Source organism: Lysinibacillus sp. FSL P2-0066, assembly GCF_037969495.1.
Classification (GTDB): Bacteria; Bacillota; Bacilli; order Bacillales_A; family Planococcaceae; genus Lysinibacillus; species Lysinibacillus boronitolerans.
Genome location: NZ_CP150202.1, coordinates 2,915,008 through 2,927,103, shown reverse-complemented (window position 1 = coordinate 2,927,103; position 12,096 = coordinate 2,915,008). Strand labels below are relative to the sequence as shown.

Sequence of the window (12,096 nt, the reverse complement as noted above, 5' to 3'; positions counted from 1 at the left end):
TAGATGGCATAATAAAAAGACCTACGATTAGAGCATGAAAAGGGTAGAAAGCATGCTAATAATGGTGGTCAATAACGACCTCCTTCGCTTTAGCCGACGAAGTTAGCTGACGGGTAGGATGGCGAAAGAGCTTTCTCATCCCTTCTGCTAAAGCAGAATTAACCCCAAAAGATTGGTTCCTCCGTTCTCAAATAGTTGAGATTTGGCCGATATGAAATTGAATGTGATTTATTCTACGCCCTTATTCTATTTTTTGTAAACCCCTTAATTGTTAAGAAAATGTAATTATTTTTATTGTGGGCGAATTGTGTATGAATAATTCGAGCAAAAATAAAACCAAAAATTCACTTGATAATTTCGCATACTTTCTATTGACCATTATTAGACAATACGATATAATTTTTTAGTACACAACAGAAGGTGATTTGCCTAATTGTGTATTGACGTGTGTTCGGAGGGAGGGAAAGAGAGATGTCAAAAACTGTCGTTCGCAAAAACGAATCGCTTGAAGATGCTCTTCGCCGCTTCAAACGTACTGTATCAAAAAGTGGTACAATTCAAGAAGTTAGAAAGCGCGAGTTCTACGAAAAACCTAGCGTAAAACGTAAAAAGAAATCAGAAGCTGCACGTAAACGTAAGTGGTAATTTAATTTCCCATTAAAAATCCCTACGTTCATAACACGCAATTGTATGATTCACTGAGCAGACAAAGTTATACCTGAAATTAATCACATTTTTGATTAATTTCAGGTATTTTACATTGCTCAACTTTACGTACATATGAAAAAGCCGAATGAATCAAAATGATTTCATTCGGCTTTTTTTCACATACTAAGTGTTGATAATTGGGATTAGATCTAGTGATAAATAAGTGAATAAATTTTTAAGATTTGTGAAACTTTTCGCATGATTGACCGTATATACAGAGGAGAGGCATGTTAGAAGGGAGGGGAAAAGATGCGAAAACGGAGAATCCTCAGCTATTTACTAGTGATATGGATGACTTTTTTGTTAGCGTTTCCATTAACTTCGGCTTTTGCCAGTAATAAGGTTTATCATGTTCCGATTCGTAATGAAGTAGAGCGAGGACTTCATGCATTTTTAGAACGAGCTTTTAAAGAGGCTGAAGAAAACAATGCAGAGGCAATTATCTTAGAAATACATACGCCTGGCGGTTTTGTGAATGCAGCAAGCGATATCGCCATGCTTATGGATGCAACGCAAATAAAAACGATTGCTTATATTAATAAGGATGCGCACTCAGCAGGAGCGTTTTTAGCCTTACATGCGGATAAGATCTACATGGTTCCAAATGGAACAATTGGTGCAGCAGCAGTTATCGATTCAGCAGGTAATGCAGCCGACCTAAAGGCCAATAGCGCTTGGCTTGCTCAAATGAAAGCAGCAGCAGAAACGTCAGGGCGCGACCCTAAATATGCATTAGCAATGGCAGATACCAACTATGAACTACCAGAATACCGTGCTGGCGGAAAGAATTTGTTAACCCTATCAGCCTCAGAGGCAGCAAAGGTTAAATATTCTGAAGGGACGGTTAAAGATTTTCAGGAGCTTTTAGAAGTAACCAACTTGAATGGTAGTGATGTTGTTCCCATTGAACCAACCTTTTCTGAAAAGTTAGCTCGTTTTATTACAAATCCCATCATTGTACCTATTCTATTGTCTATCGCTAGCTTAGGACTTGTGATGGAGCTTTATTCGCCAGGATTTGGTGTTCCAGGTATAATGGGCTTATCAGCACTTGGTTTATTTTTCTTTGGACATATGGTGGCCGGCTTTGCGGGATATGAAACATTATTGTTATTTATTGTTGGCTTAGCCCTTTTAATTGCAGAGTTTTTTGTCCCCGGTGGAATTATTGGTATTTTAGGTGGTGTCTTAATAGTACTAAGTCTGATACTGGCAGGTGCAAATATGATGCAAATGATAGTAGCAATTCTCATTGCGCTTGTGATAGCGATGATAGGAATGGTGATTCTGATGAAATTTTTCGGAAAAAAACTGCATGTCTTAAACAGGCTTGTGTTAATGGATGCAACCACGACAGAAGAAGGGTATGTATCCAATGTGAATCGCACAGAACTGTTAGGAAAAATTGGGAAAACGCTTACGCCACTTCGTCCATCTGGAACAATGGTACTTGGTAGTGAACGCATTGATATTGTATCAGAAGGTGGCTATATCGATGTTAATCAACATGTAGAAATTATTAAAGTTGAAGGCTCACGCATTGTTGTGAGACAAACAGATAAAGAGATGGAGGAATAGAAAATGGGTTTTGATTTAGCTTTGATTGGTCCTATTGCTGGACTAGTTATTTTATTCATTGTGCTTGCGGTATTCTTTACCTTTGTACCCGTAGCATTGTGGATTTCTGCATTAGCAGCAGGTGTACGTGTGAGTATTTTCACATTAATTGGGATGCGCTTACGTCGTGTTATCCCGTCTCGAATTGTTAATCCGTTGATTAAAGCACATAAAGCTGGTTTACCTGTAACGATTAATCAGTTAGAGAGTCACTATTTAGCAGGTGGTAATGTTGACCGTGTAGTGAATGCCTTAATTGCGGCTCACCGTGCCAATATAGAGCTGTCATTTGAACGTTGTGCAGCAATTGATTTAGCTGGGCGTGATGTATTAGAAGCTGTTCAAATGTCTGTTAATCCAAAAGTTATTGAAACACCGTTCATTTCAGGTGTAGCAATGAACGGGATTGAAGTAAAAGCAAAGGCTCGTATTACCGTGCGTGCCAACATCGAGCGTTTAGTCGGTGGTGCTGGTGAAGAAACAGTTATTGCTCGTGTTGGTGAGGGGATTGTTTCAACTATCGGTTCAGCGACACATCATACAGAAGTTTTAGAAAATCCAGATATGATTTCGCAAACAGTATTATCTAAAGGGTTAGATTCAGGAACAGCCTTTGAAATCTTGTCCATTGATATTGCCGATGTAGATATCGGTAAAAATATCGGTGCAGAATTACAGATTGAACAAGCACAAGCAGATAAAAACATTGCACAAGCAAAAGCCGAGGAACGTCGTGCTATGGCTGTTGCAAATGAGCAAGAAATGATTGCACGTGTTCAAGAGATGAAGGCGAAAGTAGTAGAAGCAGAGGCAGAAGTACCACAAGCGATGGCTGAAGCCTTACGTTCTGGTAATCTTGGTATTATGGATTATATGAACTATCGCAATATCCAAGCGGATACAGCAATGCGTGACTCTATTTCAAAAGTAAGCAATGATAAGCCTGAAAAAAATGAACCCAATGCTTAATAACGGAAAGGAGCGGAACTAACATATGGAACAGTTAATAATCTTCGCCATAATTGCCATAGTCAGCTCTATTTTCGGAAAATCAAAAAATAAAAAGCCTCAGAAGCAGATGCCTCCTTTTAATAAAGACACCGCGGTGGAGCCTCCAGTTACGGAGAAAGAGCCACATCGTAGTGGGAAAGCACAGAGTTTTGAAGACTTTGCACGAGAATTTATCGGAGATTGGATTCCAGAAAATGAGAAAGTTGAGGAGCCTAAAAAATTTGTTGAAGAACAAGTGAAAAAGGAAATACCAAGCTATGTTGCCCCAGCTGTCATTCCAACTGATATTCCTAGCCGTTCTTCTAATCGAGAAAGTCGGGGACGATTAGCTGCTGGAAAAAAGGAAGTGCAATCTGTTGGCGCTCATTCGACTTTACAACTACCTCAATCTAAAAATGATCTTGTGCAAGCAATTGTGATGGCCGAAATATTAGGACCACCAAAATCAAAAAGAAAATAACTAGCATGTCCTCCTTTTTCGATGCATATATTGCCGAAGAAGGAGGCATTTTTTATGAAAAAATTATTTCAATTAACGCCACTACTTGAGTTGTTAGAATACGAATCATTAAAAATTATTGGACCTTACCGTTTTATTCATGCAGATGCGACGACCTGTTCGTTTGTCTATGCAGATTATCATATTACTGTCAATGCGGATTCAGTGACAATCAATGCGCTTAAAGAAGAAATGCTACATCTATCTGTTAACAATCTTCAGGAACTTCATATGAAAATGACAAAGAATATGGGTGTGAGCTAAAATGTGGAATAATCGGCCAATTATTATACGTATAAAGCGCCATGAAAATGTTCATCCTTTTATTCAAGCATTGCACGCTCAACATGTCCCGTTAAAGCGTGTTGTCTTTCGTGATCAGGAAGTTTCCTTTGAAACGACAATGCATTACCTACCAAAAATACGCCGTGTACGAAGACGTTTTCGCTTAAAAATGGCTGTTTTTTATGCAGATGAGCTTCAAGTTTTTCGTGCACAAATTTGGACTCTATTGGGCTTAGCCTTCATGATTGCTATTCCAATCCTTTGTGCACAAGTCATATGGCGAGTGGACATTGAAGCCGCGACACCAGAACTGGAGGAGCGTTTAGGTAAGACCTTTCATGAAACCTTTCAACTAGAAACCCCTTTATCTCAAAAAAAGTTACCTTCTAATACGGTTATACGACAAAAGCTGTTAGAGCAACACCGAGAACTATCATGGGTCCATATTGATAAGCACGGCGGACGAGTAATTTTGAGACCACAAGAATCACCGAAACAAACAGAGCAAACAACTGACAAATTAGCCTCCCATATAGTAGCAACGAAAAGTGGTGTCATTACCCACTTCAATATACAGCATGGCGAGCGAAAGATTTCAGTGAATGATACAGCCTATGAGGGTGACGTCCTCGTAAGTGGTGTATTAGAAAGTGGCACAGATCAAGTTTTTGTTGGGGCGAAAGGTGAGGTTTATGCAGATTATTGGCTTGAATGTTCATTTAAAATTCCAACAAAAATTACCGTGGAAACCTTGCAGCAAAAGCAATGGCGGGTGTTGATAAAGGGTATACATGAGGAAAAGGTGGATTATGTTCAAAAAAAGGATTTACCGAATTGGCTAGCCCCCTATGTTTCGATTGTGGAGGAGCAACAGACGAAAACCATGCAAGTGGAGTTGGATGAATCGAAAATTGAGACATTGCTTATTCCATTATTGCATGAAAAAGTATTACGCTCGTTACCTGCAAAAACAATCATCAAGAAAGAAAACCTTTTACAGGCAAAGTGGGGGAATGGTACAGTTGAAGGGAAAGTTCTATTTTTAGTCAATGAAAACATTGCAAGTCCAATACAAGGCCTACAAGGAGAATGATTATGTCAGAACAGTTAACTGTATTACAGGTGGATAATCCAAATGAAGCGGTTATGCTACTAGGTATTTCCGATGCAAATATGAAATTAGTTGAAGAAGCACTTAATGTTCATATCATTACGCGTGGTGAACAAATTCAACTTGCGGGTGAAGAAAATGCTAAGGAACAGGCAACCTTTCTTCTGCATGCTTTATTGAAGGTCATTCGCAAAGGAATTAATATTGATCAACGTGATGTCACTACAGCTATTGAAATGACACAAAAAGGAACTATCGAATATTTTGCAGAACTATATGATGAAGAAATAGCACGCACGACGAAAGGAAAGTCAATTCGTGCAAAAACAATTGGTCAACGAGAATACATACAAGCAATCCGTCATAAAGACGTTGTTTTCGGTATTGGTCCAGCCGGTACGGGGAAAACGTATTTAGCGGTAGTTATGGCAACACAGGCACTTAAAAATGGCCATGTTAAGCGAATTATTTTAACTCGCCCTGCTGTTGAAGCTGGAGAGTCTCTAGGCTTCCTTCCAGGGGATTTAAAGGAAAAGGTCGATCCATATCTACGTCCTCTCTATGACGCTTTAAACGACATCTACGGCTCTGAACAAACACAGCGGCTAATTGAACGTGGAACGATTGAAATCGCCCCTTTAGCCTATATGCGTGGCCGTACATTAGATGATGCCTTTGTTATTTTAGATGAAGCACAAAATACAACTCATCAACAAATGAAAATGTTCCTAACACGTCTGGGCTTCGGCTCTAAAATGGTCATCACTGGTGATAAAACGCAAATCGACTTACCTAAAAATACAGAATCTGGCTTGATTGTTGCGGAGCGTACATTAAAGTATGTTAAATCCATCCATTTCCAAGTATTAGAACAAGGCGATGTCGTACGTCACCCAATCGTAGCCAAAATCATCCAAGCCTACGAAGAACAGCAACTTTAGAATTGCGTAGCAATTCTAAAGTCTGCCCCGAAAGCGAAGCGACAGGGGCAACAGGGGTTAAAGTCTGCCCCGAAAGCGAAGCGACAGGGGCAACGAGGTCTAAAGTCTGCCCCGAAAGCGAAGCGACAGGGGCAACGAGGTTTAAAGTCTGCCCCGAAAGCGAAGCGACAGGGGTAACGAGGTTTAAAGTCTGCCCCGAAAGCGAAGCGACAGGGGCAACAGGTTCTAAAGTCTGCCCCGAAAGCGAAGCGACAGGGGCAACGAGGTCTAAAGTCTGCCCCGAAAGCGAAGCAACAGGGGCAACAGGTTTTAAAGTCTGCCCCGAAAGCGAAGCGACAGGGGTAACGAGGTTTAAAACATCCATATAGTTAAAACCTAAACCACGAATTTAATCAAAATATGGAAAAAAATGTGACAGCTATGCGAAGATGCATAGCTGTTTTTTGCTTTCTTATACATTTTTCGAGAAAAATGTATGTTGAATTGGTATGATAGTAGGTAGATAGAGGAGGTGCCAGATGGAGAAACAACTTCGAAAATTTACAGAGCTTATCGGTTTTCGCTACTTTCTTATCATCATTCTCATTTTAACAGGTGGCCTACAATTTGGGTTCATGTATGGCAATGTTAAAGGAGTTACATATGATTTCAAACCATTACAGCTTGCGCCTGAAACCGTACGATCTACTAAAACGATTGAAGACACTTATAAAACACAGCTAGAGCGAGAAAAAGCTGCCAATGCAGTGGATTCGGTCTATCAATTTTCGGAGGATGTCGCCAAGCAAAGAGCAGCGATTGTAACATCATTATTTGATTATGTTTTAGAAGTGAAAAAGGATGTTGCAAATAGTAAGGAACCTATACCTATTGCAGATCAGGTTACACAGCTTCGCAAAAAATTTGAATCCATAGACGAAGACCAGATGCCGTTAATTTTTACAGATTCCCAGCTGGAAGGTCTGTTAGTGCAAAGTGAAGAAGATTTAACTAGAACAAGTACGCAATTATCCAAATTTGTAGAGGAATATTTACAAAAATCCATCCGACCAGAGAACGTCTTTGTTGCTCAAAATGATTTTGAGACAAAAATTCGTGGACAACGCGGATATCCCGATAAAATATTCAATACAGTCGTGTTAATAGGACGTACAAGCATTATAGAAAATGAAACAATTAATGAAGAACAAACAAAGATTCGAAAACAGCAGGCCAAAGAAAGTGTAGAGCCGACACGCATTTTACAAGGACAGATTATTGTTCAGGAAGGTCAAATTATTGACAATGAGGCCTTTAGACAATTAGAGCTATTGGGGATGGTTAGTAATAAGGCCTCCTTGAAGCCTATTGCAGGACTTATTATTTTAACGCTACTGCAAATGATGTTTATGTATATTTTATTTGAGCGTTGGGAGGCTAACGAACGAAAAAAACGTAATGCACTGTTAGTGACAGTGATTGTTTATAGCTTGTCTATTTTGCTAATGAAATTTATTAGCTTAATTTCTGGTGGCTTTGATGTGACGATTGCCTTTTTATTCCCGACAGCACTAGCTACGATGCTTGTACGATTGCTAGCGGATGAGCGAGCGGCTGTATTAATTACCGTTATGACGGCTGCTTCAGCAGGGGTTATTTTTCAAGAAGGCTATTCGTCTGTTATGCAAATGGAAATTACGCTGTATATCATATTCGGAGGGTTTGCCAGCTTATTCTTTTTGCGTAGTGTAGAAAAACGCTCACATATTTTACATGCAGTTGGTGTGATTTCCCTTGTAAACATGGCATTTATCGCGTTTTATTTGTTGATGACACAATCATCCTATGGCCTACCAGAATTAGTATTTTACTTAATAGCAGCGATGTTATCTGCTTTGCTTTCAGGGGCATTAACGATGGGACTTTTACCATTCTTTGAATCGGCGTTTAGCTTGCTTTCTTCTTTACGTTTAATTGAGTTATCCAATCCCAACCATCCATTATTAAAAAAATTATTAATGGAAACTCCAGGGACATATCATCATAGTGTGATGGTAGCGAACTTAGCGGAAGCTGCCTGTGAAGAGATTGGTGCTGACGGTTTATTAGCACGTGTAGGTTGTTATTATCATGATATTGGTAAAACCAAACGACCGTCCTTTTTCATCGAAAATCAGATGTCGGGCATCAATCCGCACGATTCGTTACCACCTGAAACAAGTGCAGAGATTATTATCGCCCATACGACAGATGGTGCCAATATGTTAAAACGTTATAAAATGCCTCAAGAGATTATTGATATCGCTTTACAACATCATGGCACAAGTTTGTTAAAATTCTTCTTGTTTAAAGCAAAGGAAGAAGGAAAAAATATTGATGAGGCAAAGTTCCGATACCCAGGGCCCAAACCACAAACAAAAGAAGCAGCTGTTATAAGTGTTGCGGATAGTGTCGAGGCCGCAGTACGTTCTATGAAAGAGCCAAATGCAGAGAAAATTCAGAAGCTAGTACGAGCGATTATCGATGATCGTGTCCAAGATAATCAGTTTGATGAATGCGATATTTCAATAAAAGAGTTAAAATGTATAGAGAGAGTACTTTGCGAAACGTTGAATGGGATATTCCATTCACGTATTGAATATCCAAAGGCAGATAAGTAGGAGGATCTATGATTTTAACAATTGATTTTACGGATGAAACAAATGAAGTGGGAGCACAGCATATCGAGCTTGTTGAAAAGCTATTACAGCATGCTGCTAGTGTAGAAAACATTGAGCCAGAAACAGAGGTTTCGGTGACGTTTGTAACGAACGAGGCTATTCAAGATATTAATCGTGAATATCGTGGTAAGGATCAGCCAACAGATGTCATTTCCTTTGCACTAGAGGAGCTAGGGGAAGGGGAAATGGAAGTAACTTTTGAAGGAATGCCACGTATATTAGGTGATATTATTATTTCAACAGACCGTGCCAAAGAGCAGGCTGAGGAATATAATCACTCTTTTGAGCGAGAATTAGGCTTTTTAGCAGTACATGGTTTTTTACATTTACTTGGTTATGACCATATGGAGCCAGAAGAAGAGAAAGTGATGTTTGCAAAGCAAGATGAGATTCTCCAAACTTTTGGCTTAGGTCGAGACTAGATGGATTTGCGCAAATACTTGCGATCTTTTGGCTATGCGTTTGAAGGCATCATAACTGCAAGTAAAGAACAAAATTTAAAATCACATATAGTAAGTGCAATCATTGTGATACTGGCTGGTTATTTGACAGGTTTATCTCGTATGGAATGGTATATTGTGCTACTATTAATAGCACTAATGTTTGCGCTGGAAATGATGAATACAGCTATCGAGCGGGTAGTCGATTTAGCTTCCCCAGAGATACATCCACTTGCTAAGCAGGCAAAAGATATTGCAGCAGGTGCAGTGCTTGTATTTGCGCTATTCAGTGCTATAATCGGATTACTCATCTTTCTGCCAAAATGGTTTTAATGGAAATGAGTGTCTTCTAAATGAAAATAAACCATAAATGTGAGGGAGAATTAGTATAGATGACAATGGATATGCATGCATTATTAGAGGAATCAAAAAAAGCGCGTGAAAAAGCCTATGTTCCTTATTCAAAATTTAAAGTGGGGGCAGCTCTATTAACGAAAGATGGAGAAGTTATTCACGGCTGTAATATTGAAAATGCAGGCTATAGTATGACGAATTGTGCTGAGCGTACAGCGTTTTTTAAGGCAGTATCGGAGGGAATTTACGATTTCGAAGCCATTGCCATTGTAGCTGATACGGACGGGCCCTGCGCCCCATGTGGAGCATGTCGTCAGGTCATGATGGAGTTTTGCGCTCCAACTATGCCTGTCTATTTAACGAACTTAAAAGGTGATGTGACGGTAACGTCAGTAGGCGAATTACTACCGTTTGCATTTACGACGGAGGATTTAGAGAATGCAGGAAACTAAAAATGGCTATAAATCAGGCTTTATCTCCATTATTGGTCGTCCAAACGTTGGCAAATCGACATTTTTAAATCGTGTCATTGGCCAAAAAATTGCGATCATGAGTGATAAGCCGCAAACAACACGAAATAAAGTACAGGGCGTACTGACAACAGATGATAGCCAAATGATTTTTATTGATACACCAGGGATTCACAAGCCAAAACATAAACTAGGCGATTTCATGCTGAAGGTTTCTAAAAACACATTGCGTGAAGTGGACGTTATTATGTTTATGGTCAATGCTGAGCAAAAACTCGGTAAAGGTGATGAATTTATTCTAGAAATGCTAGCAGGAAATCCAACACCTGTCTTTTTAGTCATCAATAAAATTGATGCCATTCATCCAGATGAACTAATAGGAATTATTGAGAGCTATAAAGAGCGCTATGATTTTGCTGAGATAGTACCAATTTCGGCTCTACAAGGTAATAATGTAGAAAATTTATTAATGACATTAGAAAAGTACTTACCAGAAGGACCACAGTATTACCCAGCAGATCAAGTGACAGACCATCCTGAACGATTTATTATATCAGAACTTATTCGTGAAAAAGTCCTGCATTTAACACGTGAGGAAATTCCTCATTCGATCGCAGTGGTAATTGATAAAATTCGTCGTGATGAAGAAAATGAGGATAAAATCCATGTAGCGGCAACCATTATTGTAGAGCGTGATTCTCAAAAAGGGATTGTTATTGGGAAACGTGGAGCCTTACTAAAGGAAGTAGGGACACGTGCGCGAAAGGATATCGAAATGCTATTAGGTTCTAAAGTCTATTTAGAGCTATGGGTAAAGGTACAAAAGGATTGGCGCAATAAATCAACACATTTACGTGATTTCGGATTCCGTGATGATGAATATTAAGTTCTTTTCCTGATTTGTATCGAAAGCGAAGCGTCAGATACAGAAGACTCCCACTTATTCGGGAGATGAACATAAGTTTTTTCAGCAGGTGTTTAGTGCCTGGTGGATCAGGATATAGACGCCAGATTTTGAGGTGACGGTTTTAGGTTAGCTTCTTCTGTAAGCACAAAATCTGGCAGTATTTGATCGTTTTATTTTTGAGCTGTCCAAAATTATTTGGGCAGCTCTCTTTTCATGGATAGTTCTTTTAAGAAAGGAGGGGGATTATGCTTCATAAATGGGAAGGTATTGTATTAAAGGTTCGCGCATATGGCGAATCCAATAAGATTGTTATTTTGCTTACACGGGAAGCTGGCAAAGTGGCTACGATGGCTCGAGGGGCAAAAAAACCTTCTAGTAGATTGGCTTCCGTCACGCAACCCTTTACCTATGGCATGTTTATGGTTCAACATCATACGGGCATGGGAACTTTGCAACAGGGAGAACATTTGAATTCAATGCGCCATATTCGTGAGGATATTATGGCTACTGCTTATGCTAGCTACATTATGGAATTAGTGGAGCGAGTTGTGGAAGAAGGGAAGCCAGAGCCCTTTGCGTTTGATGTTTTATTACATGCACTACAAGCAATTGAGGATGGCTATGATCCTGAAGCCATTACGCTGTTTGTTGAATGGAAGATGTTACCCTATACAGGTGTACAACCTATTTTACATGCCTGTGCTGCGTGTGGCGCAGTAGATGGGGAATTCGCTTTTTCCTTTGCTCAAGGAGGATTCTTATGCCATCGCTGTTATCAGCATGACCCCTATATCATTCGCTTAACGCCAACACAGCTGAAACTTATCAGGATGTTCTACACTGTTCCTATCGACCAAATTGGAAAAATAGAACTAAAAAAAGAAACAAAATATTTCATTAAAAAAATTATAACAACCATCTATGAAGAACAAACCGGTATTCGGTTTAAGACGAGAAAATTTATAGAGCAACTAGAACGTACCCCTGAACTGCAAATACGCTCGAAAGACAAAATGCCAGATGAATCATAATGTTCATCTGGCATTTCACGTTA

General features: G+C 39.5%; 13 protein-coding genes and 1 riboswitch. All 13 genes read left to right on the top strand.

Translation table 11 applies throughout. The annotated features are described in order from the left end of the window. Positions 1-76: 76 nt before the first annotated feature. Positions 77-218, bottom strand: a riboswitch (cyclic di-AMP (ydaO/yuaA leader). A 253-nt stretch (positions 219-471) separates the two neighbouring features. The 13 genes from rpsU to recO all read left to right on the top strand — a co-directional run bounded on the left by rpsU (position 472) and on the right by recO (position 12,073). Further along, the gene (rpsU, locus tag MKZ14_RS14645; protein ID WP_004227078.1) at positions 472-645 is read left to right on the top strand and encodes a 30S ribosomal protein S21; all 174 of its coding nucleotides are present in this window, start codon (positions 472-474) and stop codon (positions 643-645) included. 312 nt (positions 646-957) lie between these two features. Beyond that, on the top strand, positions 958-2,286 hold the full coding sequence (locus MKZ14_RS14640) for a nodulation protein NfeD (protein ID WP_131520553.1): 1,329 nt from the start codon (positions 958-960) through the stop codon (positions 2,284-2,286). A gap of 3 nt (positions 2,287-2,289) precedes the next feature. Continuing rightward, a complete protein-coding gene (floA, locus tag MKZ14_RS14635; RefSeq protein WP_112118215.1) occupies positions 2,290-3,294 on the top strand; it encodes a flotillin-like protein FloA in 1,005 nt (334 codons plus the stop codon). 25 nt (positions 3,295-3,319) lie between these two features. Continuing rightward, positions 3,320-3,796, top strand: a complete 477-nt coding sequence (locus MKZ14_RS14630) for a hypothetical protein (RefSeq protein ID WP_258859753.1) — start codon at positions 3,320-3,322, stop codon at positions 3,794-3,796. Between the two features lie 54 nt (positions 3,797-3,850). Then, positions 3,851-4,099: a hypothetical protein gene (locus MKZ14_RS14625; RefSeq protein ID WP_016994100.1), complete on the top strand. Its 249-nt coding sequence runs from the start codon at positions 3,851-3,853 to the stop codon at positions 4,097-4,099. 1 nt (position 4,100) lies between these two features. Continuing rightward, on the top strand, positions 4,101-5,213 hold the full coding sequence (locus MKZ14_RS14620) for a sporulation protein YqfD (RefSeq protein ID WP_036076295.1): 1,113 nt from the start codon (positions 4,101-4,103) through the stop codon (positions 5,211-5,213). Positions 5,214-5,215: 2 nt separating this feature from the next. Then, complete coding sequence (locus MKZ14_RS14615) at positions 5,216-6,172, top strand: PhoH family protein (RefSeq protein WP_016994096.1); 957 nt, start codon at positions 5,216-5,218, stop codon at positions 6,170-6,172. Between the two features lie 518 nt (positions 6,173-6,690). Further along, on the top strand, positions 6,691-8,811 hold the full coding sequence (locus tag MKZ14_RS14610; RefSeq protein WP_339280166.1) for an HD family phosphohydrolase: 2,121 nt from the start codon (positions 6,691-6,693) through the stop codon (positions 8,809-8,811). 8 nt (positions 8,812-8,819) lie between these two features. Then, positions 8,820-9,293, top strand: coding sequence for an rRNA maturation RNase YbeY (gene ybeY, locus MKZ14_RS14605; RefSeq protein WP_016993545.1), 474 nt, complete (start codon positions 8,820-8,822; stop codon positions 9,291-9,293). Then, on the top strand, positions 9,294-9,644 hold the full coding sequence (locus MKZ14_RS14600; RefSeq protein ID WP_016993544.1) for a diacylglycerol kinase family protein: 351 nt from the start codon (positions 9,294-9,296) through the stop codon (positions 9,642-9,644). 59 nt (positions 9,645-9,703) lie between these two features. Further along, positions 9,704-10,117 carry a cytidine deaminase gene (locus tag MKZ14_RS14595; RefSeq protein ID WP_016993543.1) on the top strand — a complete coding sequence of 138 codons (414 nt, stop codon included), beginning with the start codon at positions 9,704-9,706 and terminating at the stop codon, positions 10,115-10,117. After that, positions 10,104-11,021, top strand: a complete 918-nt coding sequence (gene era / locus MKZ14_RS14590; RefSeq protein WP_333006500.1) for a GTPase Era — start codon at positions 10,104-10,106, stop codon at positions 11,019-11,021. The genes MKZ14_RS14595 and era overlap by 14 nt, the downstream gene beginning before the upstream one ends. Positions 11,022-11,287: 266 nt before the next feature. Continuing rightward, entirely contained in the window at positions 11,288-12,073 is a 786-nt protein-coding gene (recO, locus tag MKZ14_RS14585) for a DNA repair protein RecO (protein ID WP_312126515.1), read from the top strand. Positions 12,074-12,096: the final 23 nt, after the last annotated feature.